The sequence below is a fragment of the Rathayibacter tritici genome (assembly GCF_002932875.1).
Classification (GTDB): Bacteria; Actinomycetota; Actinomycetes; order Actinomycetales; family Microbacteriaceae; genus Rathayibacter; species Rathayibacter tritici.
Genome location: NZ_PSWS01000066.1, coordinates 34559 through 61391, shown reverse-complemented (window position 1 = coordinate 61391; position 26833 = coordinate 34559). Strand labels below are relative to the sequence as shown.

The following is a 26833-nucleotide window of genomic DNA, read 5'->3' as shown; positions in this document are numbered from 1 at the left end:
GACTATCGGACCCCGAACGAAGCCGAGCAGGCATGGATCACCGAGAACCTCGCCGCGTAGACAACTATTCAACTGGTCCAGGAAACGTTGGGCAGCTCAGTCGTCCGAGCACTTCCTCCCCAATCGACACTGCGACGGTGATCCGCACACTCTGAACGACCAGATCAGCAGCTGGAGGATCTCGTGACGCGCCGTGGTGTCCCTCTATCCTTCGGAGTCGTCATCCTCGCCGGGATCGTCGTCGTGCTCGCCGGTTGTTCTCAGGAAGCCGTCGACATCAGTGGGTCGCCTGCCCAGGAGTCGACACCAGACCAGGTCTATGAGCACGTTGCCCCGGATGGCTCGGTCCATGCCGTTCTTCATGAGGAGTTCGAGTCGGTTCGTCTTCCTCTCGACGAGTTCCTGCCCACGACCGACGAGATGCTCGCGGTCACCCATGCTAATGATCTGCTCATTCTCGACTGCCTGCGGCAGTCCGGTCGTGATTATTCGCCTGCACATGTGGATTGGCAGGGGGGTTGGGATGAGCCGTTCAACCGCCGGTACGGCAGTTGGAGTGTGTCTCGGGCGGCGGTGTACGGCTACGACGTACCCGAGTCCGCTTACGAGAAAAGTGTCATGGCCGCGGTCGCTGCTGATGGGACGCCGTCGGCGGAGCAGATGGCTGCCGAGAGCCGGTGCGGCCAGTCCGTCGAACGGCTCCCGAATCTCACAGAAGACGCGGGCCACAGTGATAACCCCACTGAGGCGTTGATGGTGGTCGTTGATGAGGGTCGGTACGGAGGTGGGGACGCGGCGTTCGAGAGCGAGGAGTTCCCGAAGGTTCGGGCGGCGCTTGCTGAGTGCTTTGCGAGAAGCGGCTTGTCGATGAGTGACGATGCGTCATCGTTCGAGGTCACGAACAAGCCGGAGGACGCCGAGGGCGAGGTGAGGACGGCCGTTGCGGAGGCGACGTGTCACCAGGAGGTGAAGGTCGAGCAGACTCTCTATGACATCCAGGCTCAGTATCAGGCGGGGTACATCGCGGCCCACGAGGCGGAGTTGGCTGTGGTGAAGCAGAAGCAGGCGGAGGTGCTCGAGCGAGCGAAGAAGGTGATTGCAGAGCATGGCGGCTGAGCCGGACGGCGATGCCGTCGCCCGGCCAGGATGGGTCGCGCGTCCCGCTCTGATCGGGGTCTTCGTCGCCGTCGTGCTCCTCGTCGCCGGCAGCGCCTTCTGGTGGGGCCGGTCACTTCGGACTCCTGAATCGGTGGCTGTCGACGCGTCCACCACCGCGGTGCCCGTCGATGTCGCGGTCGAGTCCCGCGTGGTCGCCGAATCCGCTCGCCTTCAGGGAGAAGTGGTCGCCGGTACGACTCTTCCCGTCGAAGCCGTCCGGCCGCGGTCGGCGGCCCGGGCCGTGGTGACCGCAGTCCACGTCGAGGTCGGGCAGGAGGTCGGCGCCGGGATGCTCCTCGCCGAGGTCTCGGACCGACCCGTCTTCGTGCTGTCGATGGACGTCCCTCCCTATCGCGCGCTCACGGCGGGCGAAAGGGGAGAGGACGTCACGCGTTTCCAGGAGGCGCTCGCGGAGGCCGGCCTGGACGTCGTAGACAGCGGTGTCGTCGACGAGCAGACGCAGGGGGCGATCCGCGACCTTTACGACCGGGCGGACGCGGAGCCACCGGGCGGCATCGGGCCCGGAACGAGCGTCGACCTCGGTGAGCTCGTCATTCTTCCCGGCCCGAGTGCCGTCGTCGCCTCGGTCGCCGCCGTGGGTACCGTCCTGTCGGAGGGCGCCTCCGGCGCAGGCTCCTCGACAACGGCCGCCGCGTCCGCGGCTCCCGGTCAGCCCAGCGGGGGAAGCGGGCCGACCCTGGCCGAGCTCCGAACGGCTCCTGACGCTGTCCGCGCGCGGGCGAGCGTTATCAGCGTGGACGACTTCACTGTCGGCACGGACGTGACACTGACGGGCGAGGCGGGAGCATCCGCCACCGGAACCGTGTCCTCGATCGGAGCCTTCTCCACCGACTCCTCCTCCGGCGCCGGTTATGACGTGCAGGTGACCTTCGCGCAGAGGCCGGAGCAGGGTTTCGCGATCGGTCGTCCCGTGAGTGTCGCGACCGGTCGGACGGGCGAGCCGGTTCCGGCCGTTCCCCTCGTTGCGGTGCTCCAGGAAGACGGGAAGACCTTCGTCCAACCGACGGGCGATCCGGAGGCGACACTGCCGCCCCGAATCGAGATCGGCGTGCGCGAGCAGGCGGACGGCTGGGCCTCCTTCGACCCGACCGACGCGCTCCCCGTGGGCGCACTTGTCCGGGTGCCGAGGTGACCGCGCTGCTCGAACTGCGGGGTGGGGGACGCCGATACGGGAACGGTCACTCCGCAACGACCGCGCTGTCCGCGGTCGATCTGGTGATCGAACGCGGAGAGTTCGTGGCGGTGATCGGTCCCTCAGGGTCGGGGAAGTCGACTCTCCTCAACGTCCTCGGCCTGCTCGATCAGCCGACCTCGGGCAGTTACCGCATCAACGGCACTGAGGTGAGCGCACTGCGGGAGCACCGCCGTGACGAGTTGCGGTCCCGAGTGTTCGGCTTCGTCTTTCAGGCCTCCCACGTGCTGCCCGATGATTCGGTCGAGCGCAACGTCGCGGTCCCGCTGCGCATCGGTGGCCGGAGCGCTCAGGAGCAGAGCGAGCGCGTGACGACGGCGCTCGCACGCCTTGGCCTGCTGCATCGGTGCAGGGCTGCCGGAAGGTCGCTCTCCGGCGGCGAGCGCCAGCGGCTCGCGATCGCCCGCGCAGTCAGCACCGACCCGGAGGTGATCCTCGCGGACGAGCCGACCGGCAACCTCGACTCGGCGAACGGCCTCGAGGTGATTCGGCTCCTGCAGGAGCTGCACAGCCAGGGCAGGACAGTGGTGGTGGTCACCCACGATGAACGAGTGGCACGTGCCGCGACTCGGAGGATCGAGGTCGCCGACGGGACCGTCGTCGCCGATACCGGAGGTCACTGCTCCCGCCTCGCTCCTCCGCCCCGAGCGGAGCGGGGCGCGGCTCGGCACCGGGGGCGAGCACTCCTGGGGATCATCGGGGACGCGCTCTCCGCTATCACGCTGCGCCCGGGTCGGACCGCACTCCTCCTCCTCGCCTTCCTCGTCGGGACCGGGGGACTGGTCGCCGCAACGGGCCTCGCCGAGACCGCGTCGCAGCAGATCTCGCAGCGCCTGGTTCGGGCCGCACTCGATGAGGTCACGGTGTCGCTCCCGGAGGAACACAGCACGGCCGACCGGGTGAGCGCTGAGCGGACCGCCGTCGAGCGGATCGACGCTCTGCCCGGGGTGGTCGGGGTCGCGCGTTGCGTCTCCGTCTCCGCAGCGGACGCGGATCTGGCCAGGTTCCGTCCCGGCTCCGTTTCGGCTCATCAGAGTGCGCCCGTTCAGGTCGTCGGTGGTGACTCCGCTCGTCTCGTGCTCGACGACGTGCGCACCCGGCCGTCGACGGCGCGCTCGCTCTTCGATCCGGCTGTGCCAGGTCGCTTCGCTGTGCTCGGCGCGCACGCCGCCGACGTCCTCGGCGTCGGGGCAGCAGCTCCGGGCGTCGAGGTCTGGGTCGGCGGCCGACCCGTCGCCGTCGTCGGACTGATCGAGGATTCCGGCCGCGCGGGTCTCGACTCCGCGGTCTTCGTCTCCGCGGCGGTCACCGATGATGTGCCGGGGGCCGACTACTCACTGATCGTCCGCACTGAGCCGGGCCTGCCGGCCGCGGTCGCGGAAGCGGTCCCTGTCACCGTCGCTCCAGGAGCCCCCGGATCGGTGACCGTGGAGACGGTCGCCGACCTGCGAAACCTTCGTCGAGGGGTGGCCACCGATCTGAGCGCCCTGGTCGCAACGATCTCGCTCGTTCTGCTCGGGCTGGCGGCAGTGAGCGCCGCTGCGATCCTGGTCGTCTCGGTCCAGTCCAGGGTCGCCGAGATCGGACTCCGCCGCGCCGTGGGCGCGAGTAGGGCGGCGACTGCTGTGCTCTTCCTCCTCGAGGGGGCGCTCATCGGAGGCGCGGGGGGAGCGGCAGGGGCGGCGAGCGGTCTTCTGACGGTGCTGCTCGTCAGCGCCGGTCACGGCTGGGAGCCGGTGCTCTCCTCCTCCGCACCACTGCTCGGGATCGTCGCGGGTCTGGTCACCGGGACGCTCGCGTCGGTGGCTCCAGCGCTGCGGGCCGCGTCGATCGACCCCGCTCGCGCCGTGCGGGCATGACGGGGCCGTCACCCGCCCTCGATCACGCTCAGCACGTTGCCGGCCGGATCGCGGAACCAGCAGATGGTCGGCCCGTGGCCGCGCATGACCCCCGTCGCGTCGGTCGGCAGGGCTGGATCGTCGTAGATCGCCGTGATGACGCCCGCCGCGTTCAACTCGGCTACCGCGGCGTCGACGTCCTCGACCGAGAAGTTCAGGATCGTGAACGACGCCGGCTCGTGATCCGGCTTCGGATACGCGATCGCCCGCCCGCCACCCGGCAGCTCGATCTGGAGGACCCCCACGGCGTTCACCTCGACCTCGAGTCCGAGCACTCCGCCGTAGAAGGCCCGGGCAGCCGCCACATCGTCCACGCTGAAGCCGCTGAACGCTCGCTCGCTCCGGATCATCGCCGTCCTCCGTTCCGCGGCCGCGCCGTCGCATCCGCTCCGCCCCGGACGCTACTCCGATCGAGCGCTCGGCAGCGCACCACACCTCCCGACGCACCGTGCCATCTGGTGTGTCGAAGCGGCCCGCACGTTAGGCTCGGTCGCGATGCGAGGGGTACTGCTGTGAGGGACGAACACGGAGTCGACGGCTTCAACGAGGCAGTCGGCTCTCAGCCGACCCGCCGGAGCCTGCGGCAGGCGCCGCACGCGCTCCCCGCTCCACGGGTCGCCACCCCGGTGCTCACCCCGGTGCGTCCCGTCCGGCGCCGCCGCGGCCGCGTCTTCCGCAGCACGGTCAGCACCGTCGCCCTCGCCGCGATCGCCGGACTGGTCGCCGTCTCGGCGCTCCCCGCCTACTCGTTCACCCCCGCGGCCGATTCGCAGGCCGCCGTCGAAGCGGCCGCCCGAGTGCAGGCGCTCGGCAACCAGAAGCTCACTGTCGCGCCGACCGCGCTGCAGGAGCAGGTGATCCGCGACTCCTTCACCGCGCCGACTCAGGCCCAGCTCGACGAGGCCGCCGCTCAGGCGCGTGCGCTTGCCGCGGCGGAGCAGGCCGCGCGCGACGCTGAGACCGCCCGCATTGCTCAGGAGGCGCAGGCTGCGGCCGGCACGGCGACCACCACCGGGGGAAGCTCCAGCACCTCGGCGGGTAGTGGCGGCTCCAGCACCTCGGTGACCCCGCGCGAGGAGGGCGACGACTACCCCTGGCGCGACCAGCTCACCGACAACCAGGGCGGCGGCCTCTCGCCGCTGCGGTACTACTACCGCGAGTGCGTCGACTTCGTCGCCTGGCGGATCAACCGCGACCAAGGCTCGACGGGCGCACCCTTCACATGGACCTGGGGCAACATGACGCCGGGCGGCGGCAGCGCGTATGCGTGGGCTGGCCAGTGGGCCTCCCACGGCTGGGTGACCAGCAGCACACCGGTCCCGGGAGCGGTCGCCTGGTTCACGGGCAACCACGTCGCGTATGTGCAGGCGGTCAACTCCGACGGCACGGTCTCCCTCGAGGAGTACAACTGGGGTAACGACCACGCGTACCACAAGCGCACCATCCCGGCCTCGCAGGTCGCGCTGTTCCTCTACCCGCCGAGCTGATGTCCGGCGCCGTCGGCATGGCGGTCGCGCAGTTCGCCCCGACGCGGGACCGTCGCACCAATCTCGCCGTCATCGAGCGGCTGGCCCGGGTCGCGGTCGCGCGCGGCGCGAGCCTGGTGGTGCTGCCGGAGTACAGCTCCGCCTTCACGGATCCGCTCGGCCCCGAGCTGGTCGCCGCCGGCGAGAGCCTCGACGGAGCATTCGTGCAGGCTCTCGCGGCTCTCGCCCGCGAGCTCCGGATCCATCTGGTGGCGGGCATGATCGAGGCCGTCGACGGCCGCCGCATCGCCAACACTCTCGTGGCGCTCGACCCCGAGGGCGCCCTCGTCGCCCGCTATCGCAAGCTGCACCTCTACGACGCGTTCGGGCAGACGGAGTCGGAGTGGGTCGCGCCGGGCGAGATCGCGGAGCCCGAGACGTTCGAGGTCGGCGGCCTCCTCGTCGGGCTGCAGACCTGCTACGACCTGCGCTTCCCCGAGGTGAGCCGCTGGCTGGTCGATGCCGGGGTCGATGTCATCGCGGCGCCCGCCGAGTGGGTGCGCGGTCCGCTGAAGGAGGCGCACTGGCGAACGCTGGTCACCGCACGCGCCCTGGAGAACACGGTGTACGTCGTCGCGGCCGACCAGACGCCGCCGATCGGGGTCGGCACGAGCATGGTCGTCGATCCGATGGGCGTTGAGATCGCGACCCTCGGCGAGGTCGAGGACGTGGCGGTCGCCTGGGTCTCACGTGAGCGGATCGATGCGGCACGCGAGAAGAACCCGGCGCTGTCGCTCCGACGCTTCCGAGTGCAGCCGCTCTGACTCCTCGCCGGCGCCTCGCGGCCTCAGCGCGCCATCGGCGCCAGGCCGGCGACAGCCGCCTCCAGCACCTCGAACCGCTTGCAGAACGCGAAGCGCACGAGCGAGCTGTATGCAGCGGCGTCCTCGGGGCGGCAGAACGCCGACACCGGCACCGCCACCACTCCGGCGAGCCCCGGGAGTGCCCGGCAGAGCGCGACGCCGTCGTCGTAGCCCAGCGGCGCGGCGTCCGCGACGACGAAGTAGCCGCCCGAGGACCCCGCGACTCCGAGTCCCGCCGCTGCTAGGCCCGAGGACAGCAGGTCCTTCTTGACCGAGAGGGTCTGCGCGACCCCGGTGAAGAAGGAGTCGGGGAGCCCGAGCCCCAGGGCGACGGCCCCCTGGAACGGCGAGCCGCTGACGTAGGTGAGGAACTGCTTCACCGCGAGCACGGCCGTGATCAGCTCGCGCGGGCCGGTCACCCAGCCGATCTTCCACCCCGTCGTACTGAAGGTCTTGCCCGCGGAGGAGATCGAGAGCGTCCGGTCGAAGGCCCCGGGGAGTGTCGCGAGCGGGACGTGCGGGGTGTCGAAGCGCAGGTGCTCGTAGACCTCGTCCGTCACGATCACGGCGTCGTGCCGCTCGGCGAGCCGCACGATCAGCTCGCGGGTCTCGGCCGGGAGGACGGCTCCGGTCGGGTTGTGCGGGTCGTTCACCAGGATGACGCGGGTGCGGTCGGTCACGGCAGCGATCAGCTCGTCGTGGTCGACCGCGAACGAGGGGCCGCGCAGGAGCACGGTGCGGTGGACCCCGCGGGCGCGAGCGATCAGGGCACCGTAGGCGTCGTAGTGCGGGGTGAAGGTGACGACCTCGTCGCCCGGTTCGAGCAGGGCCAGCAGCGCGGCGGCGAGGGCCTCGGTCGCGCCCGTTGTGACCAGGACCTCGCCGTCGGGGTCGAGGGCGATCGCGCCGAAGCGCAGCTGATGTGCGGCGATGGCCTCGCGCAGGACGGGGAAGCCCGGCCCCGGCGGGTACTGGTTCAGCCCGGATGCGATGGCGTCGCGAGCGGCGTCGAGGATTTCGCGCGGGCCGTCCTCGTCCGGGAAGCCCTGGCCGAGGTTCACTGCTCCGGTGCGCAGGGCGAGGGCGCTCATCTCGCTGAAGATGGTGGCGGCGACCTCGCCGTCGGGGGCGAGAAGACCCGCTCCTGCGGCGGCACGGGTCCAGGATCCGGGAATGCTCACGCCACCAGTGTGCCCGGTCGGGCGGCGCGACCGCTTTCATTTCCCGCTCGCAGGTCGGTCATAAGAAACCACCAGGTACGATCGCCAAGCTAACCTCGCTTGGAAGGAGCAGCACCCATGACCGAGAGTCACGAGGGTCCTCGTCAGCCGGAGGAACCCACCACGCCGACGGAGTCCGGCGCCCGAGAGGCGTCCGAGCGCACCCACGGCGAGAGCTCCGGAGCGTCGTCCTCGACCACCGGGCCCACCGAGCCGATCCACCAGGGCGCAGCGCACCGCGAGGGTGAGAACCCGACCGTCCCGTACCCCTCCTCCTCCGCCCCGCAGCCGCCGTACACGCCGAACGCGACGGCGGGCAACGAGGCGCAGCCCGCCCGCTACGGCCAGTTCGCGCCGCCCGCCGCGAGCACGTTGCACGGCTCCGAGGAGCCGCCCCGCTCGAACTCCTTCGGGCCCGCTGCCGAGTACACGCCGGCTCCCACCGCCACCAAGCGACGGGCCGGAGTGGGCGTCGTCGCGGCGCTCGCCATCGGTGCGGTCGTCGGAGGAGTCGCCGGAGCCGGTGTGTTCGGCCTCTGGTCCGCGTCCAACGGCTCGGCCACCCGCGTGGTGTCCTCCGGCGGCTCGCAGACGATCACGGTCAACAACGCCGACGCCGCCACCACCGCCACCGCGGTCGCCGCCAAGGCCACTCCGAGCGTCGTCACCATCGCGGTGAGCGGCAGCTCCTCCGCCGGTACCGGCTCGGGCATCGTGCTCTCGAAGGACGGCTACGTCCTCACCAACACGCACGTCGTCACGCTCGACGGGGAAATCTCCAACGGCACCGTCTCGGTCACCACCAGCGACGGCCGGATCTTCGACGCGACCGTCGTGGGCACCGACCCGACGCTGGACCTCGCCGTGATCAAGCTGAGCGGTGCGACCGACCTCAGCCCGATGACCATCGCGGACTCCACCACGATCAACGTCGGCGACACGGCCGTCGCTATCGGCGCTCCGCTCGGACTCTCCGGCACCGTGACCGACGGCATCGTCAGTGCGCTGAACCGCAGCATCCAGGTCGCTTCCTCGGCCGCTCCCCAGCAGCCGGGTGACAGCTCGAGCGGCAGCACCGACAGCCCGTTCAACTTCGACATCCCGGGACAGCAGCAGCCGACTCAGGCCAAGAGCACCATCTCGCTCCCGGTCATCCAGACGGACGCGGCCATCAACCCGGGGAACTCCGGAGGCGCACTGCTCAACAGCGACGGCGAACTGATCGGCGTGAACGTCGCGATCGCGAGCGCCGGCCAGTCCTCCTCGAGCGGGCAGTCCGGCAACATCGGAGTCGGTTTCGCGATCCCCAGCGCGCTCGCCGAGCGCATCGCGAAGGAGATCATCGCCGACGGTTCGGCATCGCACGGGCTGCTCGGCGCGAGCGTCTCCAACTCCACCGCCGGTGTGCTCGGCGCGCGCATCGAGGAGGTCTCCGGCGGTGGCGCCGCTCAGGCCGCCGGCCTCGCCAAGGGCGACATCATCACCGCGATCGGTGGCACTCCGATCACGAGCGCGTCGGACCTCACCGCGCAGGTCCGCGCGCTGGCCGCGAACTCCGAGGTCGAGCTGACCTACAACCGCAGCGGCCAGAGCTACCAGGCGAAGGCGACGCTGGGCCAGATGGCCACCAGCTGAGCCGCAGCACCACCCGCAGCCCCCGAGGATCCGTCCCCGGGGGCTGTTGCGCGTGCGGGGGCCGGGCGCGCCCCCGCTGATAGTGTGGTGGGTCCCTGCGCCCGCGCTCCTCCCGCACGAACTGGACCCATGCAGCCCGAGACCCCGACGGACGACCTCTCCGATCTGCCCGGCGTCTCCTACGTGGTGCCCGTGCTCAACGAGGTCACCCACGTGCGCGCCGCGGTCGATTCGCTGCTGCACCAGGATTACACCGGGCCCTTCGACATCGTCCTCGCCCTCGCCCCGAGCATCGACGGCACGGAGGAGCTCGTCGCCGAACTCAGCGCGGCCGATCCGCGGATCAGCGTCGTACCGAACGAGGCCGGCTCCACTCCGGCGGGCCTGAACGCGGCGATCCGCGCATCACGTCATCCGGTCGTCGTGCGGGTCGACGCGCACTCCATTCTGCCGCCCGAGTACGCGCGGACGGCCGTCGAGGTGCTGCGGCGCTCCGGCGCGGCCAACGTCGGCGGAGTGATGGCGGCGGAGGGGCTCACCGCGTTCCAGCGCGCCGTCGCCCGCGCATACGGCTCGCGGATCGGTCTGGGCGGCACGCCGCACCACGTGGGCGGCGAGGAGGGTCCGGCCGACACGGTGTACCTGGGCGTCTTCCGCCGCTCGGCTCTGGAGAGCGTGGGCCTGTTCGACGAGCGCTTCAAGCGCGGGCAGGACTGGGAGCTGAACCGGCGGCTGCGCGAGCACGGTGACGTGGTCTGGTTCACTCCGCGGCTCACCGTCACGTACCGCCCGCGGCCATCGATGCCTGCCCTGCTGCGGCAGTTCCTCTCGACGGGGATGTGGCGCGGCGAACTCACCCGGATGTTCCCCGCGTCACGCTCGCTGCGGTACTTCGCTCCGCCTCTGCTCGTGATGCTGCTCGTGCTCGGGCTGCTGGCCGGGCTGGCCGGAGTCGTGCAGGCACTCGGAGGAGCAGCGCCCTGGCTTCTGCTCGGCTTCGTGGCTCCCGCCGGGTACCTCCTCCTGGTGGCCACCGCGACGCTTGCGATCGCGCGGCGGGACGGCGCGCGTGCCATGCTGTGGTTCGCCGTGGTCATCCCGGCGGTCCACCTGGCCTGGGGGACGGGTTTCGTGCTCGGCTTCGCTGGGCTGACCAGCACCATTTCCGCCCACCGCCACCAGCCGCGGTCCGACTCGCCGAGGGGCGCATGACCACGACGACGAGACCCCGCTCCCTCGCCGAGCTGCGCGCCGTCGCGCAACCGCCGGAGGTGCGCGGGCGCCGCAACGCCGAGCACTGGACCGCCTCGCTCTACCTGCGCCGCTTCTCGCCGTACCTGACCTGGCTGCTGCTGAAGACCTCGATCTCGGCGAACGGCGTCACTGGTCTGATGATCCTGGTCGGGTGGAGCGCAGCCGCTGCGCTGCTGATTCCCGGCATCGGCGGGGCCGCGCTGGCGCTCCTCCTGGGTCAGCTGCAGATGCTGGTGGACTGCTGCGACGGAGAGGTCGCGCGCTGGCGCCGCACGTCGTCGCCGGCGGGTGTGTTCCTGGACAAGGTCGGGCACTACACGACTGAGGCGCTGATCCCGATCGCCCTGGGCGTGCGGGCAGCCGGTGCGCCCTTCGACGCGCCGGAGGATTTCCTCTGGACCACGCTCGGCTTCGCGCTGGCGCTGGTGATCGTGCTGAACAAGGCGCTGAACGACATGGTGCACGTGGCCCGAGCGAACGCCGGCCTGACGAAGCTGGCCGACACGAAGGGCGAAGCCGTTCCGTCCTCGTCGGGTCTCGCGCGCCTGCGCCGTGCAGCGCGCTTCCTGCCGTTCCACCGCCTCTATCACTCCGTCGAGCTGACGATGCTGGCCTTCGCGGCCGCGCTGGTCGGCCTCGTGGTCGGTGCGGGCACCGCCGACCGCGTGCTCGTGGGGGCTCTGGTCCCGCTCGCCCTGCTCGCAGTAGCGGGCCACTTCGTCGCGATCATGGCCTCGAAGCGTGTCCGCTCCTGAGCCACGGGTCGGCGTCGTCGTCCTCACTCAGGGGACCCGGCCGGAGGACCTCGCCGCCGGCCTCGCAAGCGTTCTCGCGCAGGAGGGGGTCGCGCTCGACGTCGTCTGCGTCGGCAACGGCTGGGAGCCGGAAGGACTGCCGGACGCGGTCCGCGCGGTCGCGCTCCCTGAGAACCTCGGCATCCCGGCCGGGCGAAACGCGGGCGTCGATGCCGTCGAGGGGGACTACCTCTTCTTCCTCGACGACGACGCCCGGGTGCCGTCTCCCCGCTTCCTCCTCGACGCGGTCGCGTTGCTCTCCTCGAACCGCCGCATCGGGCTGGTGCAGCCCCGGGTCGACAGCACCGACGGCTCGCCGAGCCCGCGGCGCTGGATCCCGCGCATCCTCAAGGGCGACCCGCGCCGCTCCGGCCCGGTCTTCTCGGTCTGGGAGGGAGCGGTCGTGCTGCGCCGCGACGTGTTCACGCGGGCGGGCGGCTGGGCCGCTCCCTTCTTCTACGCCCATGAGGGCATCGAGCTGGCCTGGCGAGTATGGGACACCGGTCGCGCCGTCTGGTACGCGGGCGAGTTGGTGGCGCAGCACCCGGTGATCCAGCCGACCCGCCACGCCGACTACTACCGGTTGAACGCGCGCAACCGCGTCTGGCTCGCGCGGCGGAACCTCGCCGTGCCTCTGGCCGTCGCCTACGTGGCCTCCTGGAGCGCGATCCAGTGCCTCCGCTGGCGCGGCGACCCCGTCGCCCTGCGTGCCTGGTTCGCCGGCTGGCGGGAGGGCTGGCGCCGGGATCCAGGAGGCCGCCGCGTCCTCTCGCCCCGCACGGTGCTCCGGATGGCGTTCGCCGGGCGCCCGCCGATCGTCTAGCATCGGGGAATCCGCCCCCGCCGGGGCCCCGAAAGGACGACGGTGTTCGATTCGACCCAGCTCTCCCCGCCCGAGCGCGTTGAGGCGGAGTCGCCGCCCGCCGGGCCGGACCTCCTCGCGACGGTCCGCGGGCGCCTCTGCGCCGTCGACGACGAGTTCGCCGAGCGCCTCGACGCGCACCTCCCGCGACTCGTGGAGCTGCTGTCCACGGTGTACGCCGGCCGCGCCGACCTCGTCGATCAGCTCGTCGCGATCGTCGAGGTGGCTGCCGCCTCGTGGGAGGAGCGACCCGAGGAGCTGCGCGCACTCGACCGCACTCGGGAGCAGCACCCGACCTGGTTCCTCTCGAACAAGGCCCTCGGAGGCGTCTGCTACGTCGACCGCTTCGCCGGCGACCTCGAGGGCCTGCGCGCCGAGATCCCGTACTTCCGTGACATCGGACTGAACTACCTGCACCTGATGCCGCTCTTCGACGCCCCGGAGGGGGAGTCGGACGGTGGCTATGCGGTATCGAGCTACCGGCGCGTACGCCCGGACCTGGGCGACATGGAGCAGCTGCGCACTCTCGCCTCGGAGCTGCACGAGCACGGCATTGCGCTCATGGTGGACTTCGTCTTCAACCACACCTCGAACGAGCACGAGTGGGCGAAGCGGGCTCTCGCCGGCGAGCACCGCTTCGAGGACTACTACTGGATCTACCCCGACCGGGAGCAGCCCGATGCGTTCGAGCGCACCACCCGCGAGATCTTCCCCGACGACCACCCCGGCTCCTTCGTGCAGCTGGAGGACGGCCGCTGGGTCTGGGCGACCTTCCACCGCTATCAGTGGGACCTCAACTACGCCAACCCCGAGGTCTTCCGTGCCATGACGGGCGAGATGCTCTTCCTCGCCAATCAGGGCGTCGACGCCCTCCGGATGGACGCGGTCCCGTTCATCTGGAAGGAGCTGGGTACGAGCTGCGAGTCGCAGCCGGAGGCGCACCTGCTGGTGCGCGCGTTCAACGAGGTCTGCCGCCTGGCTGCTCCGGCGCTGCTGTTCACGTCCGAGGCAATCGTGCATCCCGACGAGGTGATCGAGTACATCGACGTCCGGGAGTGCCAGCTCTCGTACAACCCCCTGCAGATGGCGCTCACCTGGGAGGCGCTCGCCACCCGCGATGTCCGCCTCCTCGCGCAGGCGCTGGAGCGCCGCCATGCGCTGCCGGAGGGGACGGCCTGGGTGAACTATGTGCGCGGGCACGACGACATCGGCTGGACCTTCGCCGACGAGGACGCGGCCGAACTGGGCATCGACGCGGCCGGCCACCGCCGCTTCCTCAACGACTTCTACACCGGCCACTTCGACGGCACGTTCGCCCGCGGAGTGCCGTTCCAGGAGAACCCGCGCACCGGCGACCGCCGAGTCTCGGGCACGACCGCCTCGCTCGCGGGCGTCGAGGCCGGCGACCCCTACGGCATCGACCGGGTGCTGCTTGCACACTCCATCGCGCTGAGTACCGGCGGGCTGCCGCTGCTCTACCTCGGCGACGAGGTCGCACAGCTCAACGACCACGGGTACCTGGACGATCCGACGACGGCCGGCGACTCGCGCTGGGTGAACCGGCCGCGCCGCCCCACGGAGCGCTACGACGAGCGGGAGCTGCCGGGTACCGCCGCGAGTGAGGTCTTCGGGGGGTTGCTGCACCTGATCGCCGTGCGCAAGGCCACTGCGCTGTTCGCGGGCACCGAGCTGTGCGTCTTCGACCCGGTGAACAACCAGGTGTTGGGCTACCAGCGCCCCGGCGACGGGGAGGCGGTGCTCGTGCTCGCCAACGTGTCCGACGAGGTGCAGGAGGTCGCGGCTGAGCGGTTCGGTGCCTTCGCGGCGGACGCGGTCGATCTGGTGACCGAGATCGCGGTCGACCTTCGCGAGGGCTTGTGGCTCGCTCCGCTGCAGTTCCTCTGGCTGCGGGTGTCCGCCGCCTGATCCGCGGTCGGCGACACCCCCCGGTCCGGGGGTGGTCGCCGCTACCCTGGAGCGGATGACTCCCGCTCCCCGTGCCCTGCTCGCTCGCCTTCGCACCGACGCGCGACTCACGCGGACGGTCGGCGGTGAGCTGCTCGCGGCCCGCCGAGCCCGTCGCGCGGTGACCCGCCTGCTCACCGAGCGCGGCGCGCTGCCGGAGGGCCGCTTCGAGATCGGCGTCTACTTCGCGGACGGCGACATCAACCTGTACCAGCTGCGGCAGTGGTACCGGCCGCTCGCCGAGCTGGCGCAGACGCATCCGGTGGTACTGCTCAGCCGCAACGCGAGCGCGGCCGAGGTGCTGCTGCGCGAGAGCCCGGTGCCGGTCGCCTACGTCCGCTCGGTCGCCGATCTCGAGAGCACCATTGCGAGCCAGCCGCTGCAGATCGTGCTCTATGTGAACCAGAACGCCCGCAACTTCCAGATGATGCGCTACGGGCGCCGCTGGCACGTCTTCGTCAACCACGGCGAGAGCGACAAGATGTACATGACGACGAACCAGTTCAAGGCGTACGACTACAGCCTGATCGCCGGGGACGCCGCGCTCGCCCGACTGCACCGCGTGCTCTGGGACTACGACTTCGACAAGCGTGCCCTCGCGATCGGGCGCCCGCAGGCCGACCACTTCGCCGCAGCCGTGCCATTCACCCCCGACGAGCGCCGGGTCGTGCTCTACGCGCCGACCTGGGAGGGCGATCGTCCGGCCGCCGGTTACGGCTCGATCCGGAGCCACGGCGTCGCACTCGTGCGGGGCCTGCTGGCCGATCCTCGGTTCCGGCTCGTCTACCGGCCGCACCCGCGGAGCGGGGCGGTCGACGCCGAGTACGCAGCGGCGGACCGCGCGATCATCGCGATGATCGCCGCGGCCAACGCCGCCGATGCGCGCGCCGGCCATGTCCACGACACCGGCGCCGAGCTGGGCTGGCAGCTCGCCGCCGCCGACCTCGCGATCGTGGACGTCTCGGCGATGGTCTACGACCGGCTCGCCACCGGTCGGCCGCTGCTGGTCACCCGCCCGGCGAGCCCCTGGGTCGAGGTCGACGAGAGCGGCTACCTGGGCGATGCGGAGTGGCTGCGCGCCGAGGACGCCGCGGCGATCGTCTCGCGGATCGACAGAGCCGAGCACGACCCGGAAGCGGTCGAGCGGCTGGAACGCTGGGTGCGCCGCTCCTTCGGCGACACATCCCCGGGAGCGTCGACGCGTCGCTTCCACGCGGCGATCGAGCATCTGCTCGAGCAGTGGCAGCGGCACGCCGCCCTGCACCGGAGCGATGCGGCGGTCGACGACCACGATCCGGACGGCTGATGTCGTCGGGAGCGCTACTCCCGCACCGCCGCGTCAAGGGCCGTCGTCGTCGCCAGGAGGCCTGCGAGCGTCCCGCTACGCTCGATCCATGATCACACCGCGCGCCTTCGCCCGCTCCCGCCGGCGCCGGTCGGTTGCCGCTCATCCCGCGGTCGAGCCGGACATCGTGGTCTCCGCCGACCGAGAGAAGCCGGTCTTCACCATTCGCTCGTTCCGCATCGGCTTCTTCGGCGCGCTCGGCGTTCTGGCGGCGCTCGTGCTCGGCGGGCTCCTCGTGCAGCTGGGTACGGTGCTGACCTACATCTTCGTGGCGGTGTTCTTCGCGCTCGGCCTCGATCCGCTCGTCTCCTGGCTCGAGAGCAAGCGTCTGCCCCGGCCGCTGGCGATCACCGCGGTGTTCGCCGCGGTGGTGCTGCTCTTCGCCGGGCTCCTGGTCTACATCATCCCGATCCTGGTCGAGCAGCTGACGCTGTTCGTCACGAGCGCCCCGCAGATTGTCACCGACATCGCCTCCCAGAAGTGGGTGCTCGACCTCGAGCAGCAGCTGCGCGGCGTAGTCGACATCGACGAGCTGATCCGGAGCGTCCAGACCTTCATCGGCAATCCCAACAACCTGCTCTCACTGGGCGGCGGCCTGATCGCCGTGGGGACCGGCATCGCCACTGGTGTCACGGGCGCCGCCATCGTGCTGATCCTGACGCTCTACTTCCTCGCTTCCCTGCGCTCGATGAAGGCCGTCGCATACCGCTTCGCCCCCGCCTCGCACCGGGCGAAGGCGCACGAGGTCGGGGACGAGATCACGGGCGCGGTCGGCCGCTACGTGGTCGGCCAGGTCTCCCTCGCCGGCGTGAACGGCGTGCTGACCTTCATCCTGCTGCTCGTGATCGGCGGGCCGGTGCCGGCGCTGCTGGCCTGCGTCGCGTTCCTCGGCTCGCTGATCCCGCTGGTCGGCACCCTCTCGGCTGCGGTGATCATCTCGCTCGCCTGCCTGCTCGCCTCACCGCTGACCGCGCTGATCGCCGCGATCTATTACCTCGTCTACATGCAGGTCGAGGCGTACATCCTCAGCCCGCGGATCATGAACCGGGCCGTTTCAGTGCCCGGCGCTGTCGTCGTGATCGCTGCGGTCGGGGGCGGCACGATCGCGGGCGTGCTCGGCGCGCTGGTCGCGATCCCGGTCGCCGCCTCGGTGATCATCGTCGTGCAGAAGGTCGTCTTCCCGCGTCAGGACGCGAAGTAGCGGCTCGCCCGCTCGCGTGCGGTCGGCTGGCTCGGCGCCGTGCACCGCGGGTCGCTGGTCGTCCGTGGTATTTCTGTCCGTGGTATTTCTGTCCGTGGTATTTCTGAAGGATGACCCGAGACTCCGCCCTGCATATCACCGACGATCCCCATGCCGACGCCCTGCTGAGCCGCGACCCGCTCGCCCTGCTGATCGGGATGCTCCTCGACCAGCAGGTCGCGATGGAGACAGCGTTCTCGGGGCCGCGCAAGATCGAGGAGCGTCTGGAGGCGGCCGGCTCCTCCTTCGACGCCGCGTCCATCGCCGGCGTCGACGAGGATGCGTTCTCGGAGCTCTGCCGCACTCCGCCCGCCGTGCACCGGTACCCGTCGAACATGGCGGGCCGCGTCCAGGCGCTGTGCCGGGCGCTCGTTGACGACTGGGACGGCGACGCGTCGGCCCTCTGGACCCGCGATGACCCGGATGGCCGCACCGTCCTCGCCCGCCTGAAGGCGCTGCCTGGCTTCGGTGAGCAGAAGGCGCGGATCTTCCTCGCCCTGCTCGGCAAGCAGCGCGGCTTCACGGGGGAGGGCTGGCGCGAGGCCGCCGGTGCCTACGGGGAGGAGGGCTCGTTCCGCTCGGTCGCCGACATCGTTTCGCCCGAGTCGCTGACGAAGGTCCGCGCGACCAAGCAGGCCGCGAAGGCCACGGCTGCGGCGAAGAAAGAGGGCCGGCCGCGTCGGGATGACGACCGGCGCGCGCCGTGACGGAGGCCGCGATCTCGCCACCGGCCGGTGCAGGACCGGCAGCCGGTATCGGACCGAGGTCGAGCGTCCTGCTCCCAGCACCGAGGGCGGGAAATTGAGCATTCGACCTCAGTGATGGACGCCCTCCGAGCGGGCCCGCGACCGCCGGCGGGTAGCCTGCTGCGGATGCTCCCCTCCGCCACCGCCCGGCTGCGCTTTCGCGAGATGACCGACGCGGACCTCCCCCTGATGGCGGATCTGCTCGGCGACCCCGTCGTGATGCAGTACTACCCCGCGCCGAAGAGCCGCGAGCCGTCATTATGAAGGCTGAGCGCCCGAAATCGCGCCCCAGGGCGCAGATCCTCTCGCTCAGCCTTCGTTGTGCAGGCCTGGAACGCTAGAGCCGATCGTTTAGTGCCGCGATCAGCGCCGCGCGGTCCTCGCGCAGGATCGACGCGCCGCCGCCCGGCACGCTCCGCACCTCGGCGCCGCGGCCCGCCACCACAGCGCCCAGCGAGCCGTGACCCAGCGGGTCCTCCGGCAGCACCGCGAGAGTGGGCACCGGGAAGGTGTCGGGCGCGTCAGCCGCGCCGCGCGCCGTGAGCCCGTCGGCGGAGTCCTGATCCCAGAGCGCGTACGCCGACACATCGAGCTCGATCTGCTCGTCGGTCCAGATCGGATGGCGGTGGCGGAGGGAGTCGGCGTCGCCCTTCTCGACATGCGCGACCGAGCCAGCGCGGTGCAGAGCTCGGGTCACGCCGCGCGCGTCCGAGAAGGCGGGGTCGAGCAGGATCAGCCGGTCGGCGCGGTACTCCGGAGCGAGCCGGGCGGCGACGACGGCGCCGAGACCGTGTCCGATGATCAGGTCGGGGGTCTGCAGCACCGAGGCTCGCACGTCTGCGGCCCAGCGCTGCGGCGAGTACACCGGCGACATCGGGGACCCGCCGTGGCCCGCGAGGTCGGGCGCCAGCACGCGATAGCCGTGCTCGTGCAGCGTGGGCACCAGGGCGTACCAGATCCGGGAGTCGGCGCCGAGCCCGTGCAGCAGGAGCGCGACCCGCTCGCCCGTTCCGCCGTAGTCGCGGACGAAGAGCGCAAGCGGTTCTGTCGGTGCCGCAGCCAGCGCCGTGCGCTCGGCGCGCGTCGGTTCGAGCACGAGCGTGTTGCCGAACGCCTGCGGTGCGGGCCCGAACGCGTCGCGCGCGCTCTGGATCACCTTGCGGCCGAGCATCGCGTTGCCGACTCCGCCCAGCGCCGCCCCGATCCCGAAGGGCATCGCTCGGCCGACCAGCCCCGCGCCCTGCTGCGCCAGGAAGTGCTTGGTGAATGACTTCTTCGCTCGGTCGGCCAGCTCGCCCACCAGGAACGACGGCAGCCCCTTGGTCACCACCGAGCCCCAATACTGGTTGAGGCCGGTGCCCCCGCCGACGGCCTGACCTGCCACCTGTCGCACCATCTCGCTGCCGGAGGACCCCATCATCAGCGTGAGGACGAGGGCCCGTGCGCGGTCGGGATCCTCGAGCGGGATGCCGTGCACCTCCGTCACCGACTGTGCGAAGAGGGCGCTCGCCTCCAGGAAACCCGCGGCGCCCGCGCCGGAGAGGGCTACCGAGGCGGCCGTGCCGATGCCGGGGACGACGGCCGTCGCTCCGATCGCCGCGCCGCCCGCGGCCACGCTCGAGAGGTACTGCCGTTCGAGCGACGTGATGATCTGCTCCGGTGTCGCCCCGGGCCGTCGCCGACGCAGCAAGCGGATGTTCGCCAGCACGGCGGGGCGCTGCACCGAAAGGAGCCGGTCGAGCATCTTCGCGAGCTGTGCGTTCTCGGATCCGTCGGTCGGCTCGAGTCCGCCGGCTCTCTCGACGGCGCGCTCGCGTTTGCGGTCCTTCTGGGCCATGTCCTGCACTCCTGCGTCCTCGGGTGCCGAGCGCGGGAGTGGTCAGTCGTCGGAGACGGAGACGGACACAGTGCCCTGGACGGGCAGGTCCTCGGCCGGCGCCGCGCTGCTCCGCGGTGTCGGCGCGTAGTCCTCAGCGTAACGCGTGAGCACCTCCTCGATCGGCGCGTCCAGCACCAGGCGGCCCTTGTCGAGGTAGAGGCCGCGGCTACAGAAACGGCGCAGGTCCCGCTCGTTGTGCGAGACGAAGAAGAGGGTGCGGCCGGAGGCGAGCATCTCCTCGATCCGCGCGTAGCACTTCTCGCGGAAGGCTTTGTCGCCGACCGCGAGCACCTCGTCGACGAGGATGATCGGCTCCTCGAGCCGGGAGACAACTGAGAACGCGATGCGCACCTTCATCCCGCTGGAGAGGTGCTTGTAGGGGGTGTCCACGAAGTCGCCGATCTCGGCGAACTCGATGATCGAGTCGAAGCGCGCGTCGACCTCGCGCTTGGACATCCCGTGCAGCCCGGCGGTGAGGTAGACGTTCTCGCGGACGCTGAGGTCCGCGACGAAACCGCCGGTGATCTCGATGAGCGGAGCGACGCCACCGCGCACCTGCACCGCGCCCTCGTCCGGCAGGACCACTCCGGCAACCAGCTTGAGCAGCGTCGACTTACCCTGCCCGTTCCGGCCCACGACGCCGATCGCCTCGCCGGCGCGCACCTGCAGGTCGAGGCCGCGCAACGCCCAGAACTCGCCCGGCCGGGAGCGGCGGGAGCGCCCGGCGAAGAGGTCCTTGAAGGAGCGGCGGCCCCGCCGGTTGCGACGGAAGCGGATTCCGAGGCCGCGGCACTCGATCACCACGGGAGTGTCGGTCATCACAGCTCCTTCAGCATTGCGCGTTCGCAGCGGCGGAAGACGACCAGGCCCAGTGCCAGCATGAGGATCGAGATCCCCGCCGAGGCGAGGATGAGCGGAATGTCCAGTTCGCTGTCGAAGAAGGCGGAGCGGTAGAGCGCGACGATCCCGCTGAGTGGGTTGAGCGCGGCGAGCGGTCGGATCTGCTCGGGCAGATCAGCGGTGGAGTAGATGATCGGCGACGCGTAGAAGAGGAATCGCAGCAGGAGCTTCACCGCCCGCTCCAGGTCGCGGAAGAACACCACGAGCGGAGCGACGAGCAGGCCCACCCCGACGGTGAGCACTGCCTGGAGCAGGATCGCCACGGGGAACAGCAGCACCGCCCAGGTCAGCTGGGCACCGGCGATCACGGCGAACAGCGCCAGCACCGGCAGGCTTGCCACGAACTCGATGCCCTTCGAGAGCACGATCCGCCCCACCCAGATCGTGCGCGGAATCGACGTCGAGCGCACCAGCTTCGCCTCGCGGAGGAACGCGCGGGTGGCGTCGGAGGTCGCCTGGTTGAACCACATCCACGGGAGGAGCCCGGCGAGCAGGAAGACAATGTACGGGTCCTCGCCGACGGTCCGCTGAAACACGACGGTGAAGACGAAGAAGTAGATCCCCGACATCACGAGCGGGTCGAGTACCGACCAGACGTAGCCGAGTGCGCTCGTCGCGTAGCGGACGGTGAGGTCGCGCTTGGTGAGCAGCCAGAGGGAGTGGCGGTAGCGCCAGGCTCCGGAGCGGCGGTGTCGCAGCTCCGGCTCGCTCGCGAGAATAGCGGCCGTGCTCACTGCGCGACTCCTCCCGACCGGCTCCGACCGAGCCGCAGAGGAGCCGTGAGCGTCAGACGAAGAGGTTCGCCCGCTCGAGGTCCTCGGCGAAGTCCACTTCGACGGCGTAAAGATCGGAGATGTCCATCGGCTCGACAAGCATTCTGTCCTGCTCGATCGCCAACTCTATGCCACGCTCGAAGTAATCCTGGGCGTCGACTCGGGCGAGCTGACGCACCAGCGCGGCCTTATCGGCGGCGGACACATAGTTGATCCCGACCGCCTCGCCGAGGCCGCCGCGCACCGTCTTGGACAACTCCTGGATATAGCCCTCCGCGCTCGTCGTGTACTTGACCTCCTCGTCCGACACCTTCGCCGTGTTGACGGTGACGAAAGAGACGTCCTTCGCGATGAGGCCGGCCGCGCGATCGAGGATGCGCGGGTCGAAGACGACGTCGCCATTCATCCAGAGCACGCCCCCGTGGCCGCCGGAGTGCAGCGCGCGAAGCAGGCTCTTGGAGGTGTTGGTCTGGTCGTACTGCTCGTTGTAGACGAACGTCGCCGAGGGAAAAGCCTCGATGATGTGCTCGAGTTTGTAGCCGACGACGATGCTCACCGGGATTGTCGTGCCGAAGGCGTGGTGAATGTTGTCGAACTGCTGCTGCATGATCGAGCGGCCGTCGTTCAGCGGAGTGAGCGGCTTAGGGAGGGAGCGGCCGAGCCGGCTGCCCATCCCCGCGGCGAGGATGACGACGGTGGCGGGGGTGTTGCTCGTCGAACCTGTGTGCACCATCATCTGTTCCCCTCGATTTCACCGCTGCGTCGCGGCCGGATCGACTCCTCGGTTAGAGACTTAGTGTACTGTTCCCGCCTTCCGGGGCTCGGGTGGTTGACCTTTCGACGTGTCGTCGGCGGTCGGCGCGGCGGCGGCGGGCCGCGAGTGAGTTGGTACCGTAGCCGGATGACGTCCGCGACGAACGCCGAGCCCGCGCAGGGCATCGCGGATCCGGACGGCTCCTCGCCCGTCGTCTTCGAGCTGCACCAGGTGACCCGCACCTTCGGGCGGACGGTCGCGGTGGACCGCATCGACCTGGCCGTGCGCGCGGGAACCTTCTACGGCATCATCGGCCCGAACGGCGCGGGCAAGACGACCACGCTGTCGATGATGACGGGTCTGCTGCGCCCCGACACCGGACGCGTGCTCGTGCACGGCGTCGACGTCTGGAAGGACCCGAGGGCCGCGAAGCCGTTGATCGGGGTCCTGCCCGACCGCCTCCGCCTGTTCGACCGGCTCACCGGCGCGCAATTCCTCGCCTACTCGGCGGCGTTGCGCGGCATCGACCTCGCCACCGCGAAGCAGCGCACGACAGCGCTGGCCGAAGCGCTGAGCCTCACCGACGCACTGGAGCGCCTGATCTCGGACTACTCCGCCGGCATGGCGAAGAAGGTGGCCCTCGCCGGGGCGATGATCCACGCCCCGCGCGTGCTGGTCCTCGACGAGCCGTTCGAGTCGGTCGACCCGGTCTCCTCGGCCGCCGTGATCACCGTGCTGCGCCGCTTCGTCGAGGGCGGGGGCACCGTGGTCCTCTCCAGCCACGGCCTCGACTTCATCGAGCGCGTCTGCGACGACGTGGCCGTGATCGTCGGTGGGCGGGTGCTCGCCTCCGGGCCGGTCGCCGAAGTCGCGGGCACCGCGACGCTGGAGGAGCGCTTCCTCGAGCTCGCGGGAGGCAAGCAGATCGCCGAGGGGCTTCAGTGGTTGCACGACTTCTCCGGCTGAGGATCGACGTCCTCCGCGGCGCGTTCCGCTCCGGACCCGCGCGCTCGGCAGGGGCGGTGCTCGGCGTGCTCGTGGTCGTCGCGGTGACGGCGCTGCTGCTCGGGGCGCTCGGTGCGCTGCGCTCCTCCGACACGGCCGGCGGCGCCGTGGTGACGGCCGGCGGGCTGGTGACGGTCGGCTTCCTGGTGCTGCCCTTCCTGCTCGGCCCGCTCGACCCGATGGATCCGCGCGCCTTCCGTCTCTTTTCGCTGCCGCCGCTGCGGCTGGCGGGCGCGCTCGCCCTGGCCGGTCTGGTCTCGGTGCCGACGCTCGCTCTGCTGGTGGTCGGGCTGGCCACTGCCGCTCTGTTCCCCAGCGCCGGCGCCTTCGCCGTGATCGGTCCGCTGCTCGCGGTGGCGACGACGTCGCTGCTCGCGCGGATCGGCCTCGCCGCCTCCGCCGCGCTCGTACCCTCCCGGACCGCCCGTGAGCTGCTCGCCGTGCTCGGCCTAGTGCTGCTACTCGGCGGCCCCGCCTCCCTCGCTGCCGCAGCGCTGCTCGATACGGGGGACACCCCGGTGCTCGAGCGCTGGGGTGCGATGATGGGAACCACTCCGTTCGGCGCCGCCTGGGCGCTCGCGCCGGCCGCCCAGACCGGCGACCCGCTCGGTGCGCTTCTGCTCGCCCTGCTCACGCTCGTGGCCGCCGGCGCGCTGTGGTGGCTCGTCGTCCGCACGCTGACCGGGCGCCCCGAGCGTACGCACCGACCGCCGCGCGGACTGCGCCTGGGCTGGTTCGACCTGCTCGCCTCGACCCGAACCGGAGCGATCGCGGCGCGCAGCATCACCTACTGGCTGCGGGACCCCCGCTACCAGGCGTCGCTCATCGCGGTTCCGGTGTTACCGGTTGCGGCCCTGCTTCTGCTCGCCGTTGTCGGCGTGCCCTTCCCGGTGCTCTCGCTGCTCCCGGTGCCGTTGGTCGCGCTGTTCCTCGGCTGGTTCCTGCACAACGATGTCGCTTACGACGGATCCGCGTTCTGGCTGCACGTCGCGGCCGGCGTCCGCGGCTGGTCCGACCGGCTCGGCCGCGCCTTCCCGACGCTCCTGCTCGGCGTCCCGGTGGTGGTGTTCGGCTCGCTGATCAGCAGCGCGACCGCGGGGCTGCCCGAGGCGCTGCCCGTCGTGCTCGCGGTGAACTTCTGCCTCCTGCTCGTACCCGCCGGAGTCGCCAGCGCGATCTCGGCGTGGCTCGCCTATCCGGCGCCGCGCCCGGGGGACAGCGCGTTCGTGCAGCCGCAGGCGCCCGGATCCAGCGGCGCCGGACCGCAGTCGCTCGCGTTCGGTCTGGGTCTGCTGCTCTCGGCGCCGGCGGTGGTGCTCGGTATCCGGGCGCTCTTCGTCGACCCGGAGACGGCCGGCGGCGCCGTGCTCGTCGGCCTGGGCAGCGCGGTGGTCGTCTTCGCCCTCGGCGTGCTGCTCGGCGGATGGCTGTTCGAGCGCCGCGCGACCGAGCTGGTCGCCTTCACCAGCCGCTACTAGCGGCCCACGAGCGCCTCGAGCTCGACGACCACCAGGTCGGGACGGGTGAGGAACGGATGGTGGCCGGTCGGCACGTCCACCGAGCGTGTTGCGCGCTCCGCGTGGGAGCGCTGGAGCCTGACGCTCGTGCTCCGATCCTCGGTGCAGACCAGGTACGTCGAGTCCACGCCCTGCCATCCCGCCCGGGTGGTCGGAGTGGAGAAAGCGGCTGCCGCCTGCGCGCCGACCCGCTGCCACGCGCCCGCGCGGTCCTCCTCGTCGCCGTCCTGGAGGAAGCGGTCGGCGAAGGACCGCGCGTCGTAGCCGGTGATCTGCAGTGAGCCGTCGGGCAGCAGTCCGATGCGCACCGGATCCGGCTCGCCACTCATGATCGCTCCCTGAGAGAGGCCGGGCTCGGGAGTGTAGGAGGAAATCAGCAGCAGCCCGGCGACGGCGGGATGGCGGCCCGCCTCGGCGATGACGGTGCCGCCGTAGGAGTGACCGACGAGCACCGTCGTGTCGCCTCCGTCCAGCGCCTCCCGCAGTGCTGCGGCGTCGGCGGTGAGGCCGGGTTCCCCGTCGCCGGTCGACTCGGCGCAGGAGGGGAGCGCCAGGGCCCGGCTGCTGATGCCGGTCCGTTCCTCGAGCAGGGCGGCGGCTCGCCGCCACCACCAGTCGCCGTCGCGCACCAGCGCGCCGTGCACGAAGAGTACGTTCATCGGTTCTCCTTCTGCTCCGCTGCATCGACGCTAGCGTCCACGCGTAGGATCGACGGCATGATTCTGCGCGCCGAGAACAGCAGCACCGATCCCCTCGAGGGAGGCGGAGGAACCGCCACCCTCGACCGCGAGCTCGAGGAACTCCTCCATCAGGACACCATCGAGCCGGGCGACCACGAGCGCTTCTCCCACTATGTGCCGAAGGACAAGATCCTCGAGAGCGCGATCACCGGCAAGCCCGTCCGAGCGCTCTGCGGCAAGAAGTGGCTCCCGGGCCGCGACCCGGAGAAGTTCCCGGTGTGCCCGGCCTGCAAGGAGATCTACGCGACGATGAAGTGACCTCCCTCCGCGCTCACTCGTAGCGGGTCGGGATGACGGGCTCGCCGCGGCCGAGCCGGAGCGCATCGAGTGGCAGTTCGAGGACCGCGTTCGCGTGGTGCTCCCGGGCGGCCGCCACTCCCTCACGACCGAGGTGCTCGGGGCGGATCACGCCGTCCTCGATCAGCGGGAGGAGCAGCGCCCGCTCGCGCTCGCCGAGAGCACCCTCGGGGCCAGCTCCGACGTGCACGACCTCGGCCTCGGCGACGCCGTCCTCCGAGAGGAGGCGGCCCGCGCCCTTCCGCCCGCCGATCGACGCCTTCGAGACCGACTTCTTGGCCACCGCGACCCAGTCGCCCGCGTCGTCCTCGTGCGCGACCAGCTTGTAGACCATGCCCGCTGTCGGGTGGCCGGAGCCGGTCGCGACCGAGGTGCCCACTCCGTAGGAGTCGACCGGGGAGGCGGCGAGCGCGGCGATCCCGTGCTCGTCCAGGTCGTTGGTGACGGTGATGCGAGTGCCGGTCGCGCCGAGGGCGTCGAGCTGCTGCCGGACGGCGGCCACTTGCTGCGGGAGGTCGCCGGAGTCGATCCGCACTGCACCGAGGCCGGTGCCCGCCACGCGAACGGCCAGGTCGACGGCGGCTGTCACGTCGTAGGTGTCGACCAGGAGGGTTGTGCCGGGGCCGAGCGCCGCGACCTGCGCGCGGAACGCCTCCTCCTCCGAGTCGTGCAGGAGGGTGAAGGAGTGCGCCGAGGTGCCCATCGTGGGCACGCCGAAGCTGCGGCCCGCCTCCAGGTTCGAGGAGGCGCTGAACCCGGCGATGTACGCGGCGCGGGCCGCGGCCACGGCCGAGCGCTCGCCGGCGCGGCGCGAGCCCATCTCGGCGAGCGGGCGGCCGTCGGCGGCCGAGACCATCCGGGCTGCGGCGCTCGCCACGGCGCTGTCGTGGTTGAGGACGCTGAGCACCAGGGTCTCCAGCAGGACGCCGTCGGCGAAGGGCGCCTCGACGATCAGGACGGGGGAGCCCGGCAGGTAGACCTCGCCCTCGCGGTATCCCCAGACATCGCCGCGGAAGCGGTAGTCGGCCAGCCAGTCGAGCGTGCGGGAGTCGACGACGCGGTTCTCCCGGAGCCAGGACAGCTCCTCGTCGCCGAAGCGGAAGCGGGAGATCAGTTCCAGGAGGCGTCCGGTGCCGGCGAGCACGCCGTAGCGGCGTCCGGGCGGGAGGCTTCTGGCGAACACGTCGAACATGCAGCGGCGATCGGCGGTGCCGCTGCCAAGGGCGCCCTCAACCATCGTGAGCTCGTAGCGGTCGGTGAGGAAGGCCGTCGAATCCATCCGGACAGTGTTCCACGACGACGGCGGTCG

General features: G+C 70.9%; 25 protein-coding genes. 17 read left to right on the top strand and 8 right to left on the bottom strand.

Annotated features, from left to right (window positions below; all coding sequences use genetic code 11):
* The first annotated feature begins 183 nt into the window (after positions 1-183).
* Genes C5D07_RS13490 through C5D07_RS13480 form a run of 3 tightly spaced genes read left to right on the top strand, consistent with a single transcriptional unit; the run spans position 184 to position 4230 of the window.
* Complete coding sequence (locus C5D07_RS13490; protein ID WP_104259553.1) at positions 184-1116, top strand: hypothetical protein; 933 nt, start codon at positions 184-186, stop codon at positions 1114-1116.
* Positions 1106-2311 carry an efflux RND transporter periplasmic adaptor subunit gene (locus tag C5D07_RS13485; RefSeq protein WP_104259552.1) on the top strand — a complete coding sequence of 402 codons (1206 nt, stop codon included), beginning with the start codon at positions 1106-1108 and terminating at the stop codon, positions 2309-2311. Before C5D07_RS13490 ends, C5D07_RS13485 begins: the two co-directional genes overlap by 11 nt.
* Positions 2308-4230, top strand: coding sequence for an ABC transporter ATP-binding protein/permease (locus C5D07_RS13480; protein WP_104259551.1), 1923 nt, complete (start codon positions 2308-2310; stop codon positions 4228-4230). The genes C5D07_RS13485 and C5D07_RS13480 overlap by 4 nt, the downstream gene beginning before the upstream one ends.
* A gap of 8 nt (positions 4231-4238) precedes the next feature.
* Here C5D07_RS13480 and C5D07_RS13475 read toward each other — a convergent pair whose 3' ends face one another.
* Positions 4239-4619, bottom strand: coding sequence for a VOC family protein (locus tag C5D07_RS13475; protein WP_068252062.1), 381 nt, complete (start codon positions 4617-4619; stop codon positions 4239-4241).
* Between the two features lie 162 nt (positions 4620-4781).
* Here C5D07_RS13475 and C5D07_RS13470 point away from each other — a divergent pair, with 162 nt between their 5' ends.
* Positions 4782-5756 (top strand): CHAP domain-containing protein, encoded by a 975-nt coding sequence (locus C5D07_RS13470; RefSeq protein ID WP_068252064.1) that lies wholly within the window; start codon positions 4782-4784, stop codon positions 5754-5756.
* Positions 5756-6559, top strand: a complete 804-nt coding sequence (locus tag C5D07_RS13465) for a carbon-nitrogen hydrolase family protein (protein ID WP_104259550.1) — start codon at positions 5756-5758, stop codon at positions 6557-6559. The genes C5D07_RS13470 and C5D07_RS13465 overlap by 1 nt, the downstream gene beginning before the upstream one ends.
* Before the next feature lie 23 nt (positions 6560-6582).
* On the opposite strand, the gene C5D07_RS13460 is transcribed toward C5D07_RS13465, so the two are convergent.
* Positions 6583-7779, bottom strand: coding sequence for an aminotransferase class I/II-fold pyridoxal phosphate-dependent enzyme (locus C5D07_RS13460; protein ID WP_104259549.1), 1197 nt, complete (start codon positions 7777-7779; stop codon positions 6583-6585).
* A 117-nt stretch (positions 7780-7896) separates the two neighbouring features.
* Here C5D07_RS13460 and C5D07_RS13455 point away from each other — a divergent pair, with 117 nt between their 5' ends.
* From C5D07_RS13455 to C5D07_RS13415, 9 genes are all read left to right on the top strand, one after another.
* Positions 7897-9453: a S1C family serine protease gene (locus C5D07_RS13455; protein WP_104259548.1), complete on the top strand. Its 1557-nt coding sequence runs from the start codon at positions 7897-7899 to the stop codon at positions 9451-9453.
* A 129-nt stretch (positions 9454-9582) separates the two neighbouring features.
* Positions 9583-10665: a glycosyltransferase family 2 protein gene (locus tag C5D07_RS13450; RefSeq protein ID WP_104259547.1), complete on the top strand. Its 1083-nt coding sequence runs from the start codon at positions 9583-9585 to the stop codon at positions 10663-10665.
* Positions 10662-11462 carry a CDP-alcohol phosphatidyltransferase family protein gene (locus C5D07_RS13445; RefSeq protein ID WP_068252076.1) on the top strand — a complete coding sequence of 267 codons (801 nt, stop codon included), beginning with the start codon at positions 10662-10664 and terminating at the stop codon, positions 11460-11462. The genes C5D07_RS13450 and C5D07_RS13445 overlap by 4 nt, the downstream gene beginning before the upstream one ends.
* Complete coding sequence (locus tag C5D07_RS13440; protein WP_068252079.1) at positions 11449-12324, top strand: glycosyltransferase family 2 protein; 876 nt, start codon at positions 11449-11451, stop codon at positions 12322-12324. Before C5D07_RS13445 ends, C5D07_RS13440 begins: the two co-directional genes overlap by 14 nt.
* Positions 12325-12366: 42 nt before the next feature.
* The gene (locus C5D07_RS13435; RefSeq protein ID WP_104259546.1) at positions 12367-14289 is read left to right on the top strand and encodes an amylosucrase; all 1923 of its coding nucleotides are present in this window, start codon (positions 12367-12369) and stop codon (positions 14287-14289) included.
* A 55-nt stretch (positions 14290-14344) separates the two neighbouring features.
* The gene (locus tag C5D07_RS13430; RefSeq protein ID WP_181134343.1) at positions 14345-15634 is read left to right on the top strand and encodes a hypothetical protein; all 1290 of its coding nucleotides are present in this window, start codon (positions 14345-14347) and stop codon (positions 15632-15634) included.
* Between the two features lie 88 nt (positions 15635-15722).
* The gene (locus C5D07_RS13425; RefSeq protein ID WP_084415820.1) at positions 15723-16874 is read left to right on the top strand and encodes an AI-2E family transporter; all 1152 of its coding nucleotides are present in this window, start codon (positions 15723-15725) and stop codon (positions 16872-16874) included.
* Between the two features lie 110 nt (positions 16875-16984).
* Entirely contained in the window at positions 16985-17620 is a 636-nt protein-coding gene (locus C5D07_RS13420) for an HhH-GPD-type base excision DNA repair protein (RefSeq protein ID WP_104259545.1), read from the top strand.
* A gap of 165 nt (positions 17621-17785) precedes the next feature.
* The gene (locus tag C5D07_RS13415) at positions 17786-17923 is read left to right on the top strand and encodes a GNAT family N-acetyltransferase (protein WP_181026379.1); all 138 of its coding nucleotides are present in this window, start codon (positions 17786-17788) and stop codon (positions 17921-17923) included.
* Between the two features lie 73 nt (positions 17924-17996).
* On the opposite strand, the gene C5D07_RS13410 is transcribed toward C5D07_RS13415, so the two are convergent.
* Genes C5D07_RS13410 through C5D07_RS13395 form a run of 4 tightly spaced genes read right to left on the bottom strand, consistent with a single transcriptional unit; the run spans position 17997 to position 21944 of the window.
* The gene (locus C5D07_RS13410; protein WP_068252093.1) at positions 17997-19496 is read right to left on the bottom strand and encodes an alpha/beta fold hydrolase; all 1500 of its coding nucleotides are present in this window, start codon (positions 19494-19496) and stop codon (positions 17997-17999) included.
* A gap of 42 nt (positions 19497-19538) precedes the next feature.
* A complete protein-coding gene (locus C5D07_RS13405; RefSeq protein ID WP_068252096.1) occupies positions 19539-20357 on the bottom strand; it encodes an ABC transporter ATP-binding protein in 819 nt (272 codons plus the stop codon).
* Entirely contained in the window at positions 20357-21172 is an 816-nt protein-coding gene (locus C5D07_RS13400; protein ID WP_373408358.1) for an ABC transporter permease, read from the bottom strand. The genes C5D07_RS13405 and C5D07_RS13400 overlap by 1 nt, the downstream gene beginning before the upstream one ends.
* A 52-nt stretch (positions 21173-21224) precedes the next feature.
* A complete protein-coding gene (locus C5D07_RS13395) occupies positions 21225-21944 on the bottom strand; it encodes a phosphocholine cytidylyltransferase family protein (RefSeq protein WP_104259556.1) in 720 nt (239 codons plus the stop codon).
* Positions 21945-22112: 168 nt separating this feature from the next.
* On the opposite strand from C5D07_RS13395, the gene C5D07_RS13390 reads away from it, so the two are divergent.
* Complete coding sequence (locus C5D07_RS13390) at positions 22113-22931, top strand: ABC transporter ATP-binding protein (RefSeq protein ID WP_068252098.1); 819 nt, start codon at positions 22113-22115, stop codon at positions 22929-22931.
* On the top strand, positions 22907-24448 hold the full coding sequence (locus tag C5D07_RS13385) for an ABC transporter permease (RefSeq protein ID WP_104259544.1): 1542 nt from the start codon (positions 22907-22909) through the stop codon (positions 24446-24448). Before C5D07_RS13390 ends, C5D07_RS13385 begins: the two co-directional genes overlap by 25 nt.
* Here C5D07_RS13385 and C5D07_RS13380 read toward each other — a convergent pair.
* Positions 24445-25146: an alpha/beta hydrolase gene (locus tag C5D07_RS13380; protein WP_068252107.1), complete on the bottom strand. Its 702-nt coding sequence runs from the start codon at positions 25144-25146 to the stop codon at positions 24445-24447. The genes C5D07_RS13385 and C5D07_RS13380 overlap by 4 nt on opposite strands.
* Positions 25147-25203: 57 nt before the next feature.
* On the opposite strand from C5D07_RS13380, the gene C5D07_RS13375 reads away from it, so the two are divergent.
* Positions 25204-25485: a DUF3039 domain-containing protein gene (locus tag C5D07_RS13375; protein WP_068252108.1), complete on the top strand. Its 282-nt coding sequence runs from the start codon at positions 25204-25206 to the stop codon at positions 25483-25485.
* Between the two features lie 13 nt (positions 25486-25498).
* On the opposite strand, the gene C5D07_RS13370 is transcribed toward C5D07_RS13375, so the two are convergent.
* Positions 25499-26803 (bottom strand): nicotinate phosphoribosyltransferase, encoded by a 1305-nt coding sequence (locus tag C5D07_RS13370; protein ID WP_104259543.1) that lies wholly within the window; start codon positions 26801-26803, stop codon positions 25499-25501.
* Positions 26804-26833: the final 30 nt, after the last annotated feature.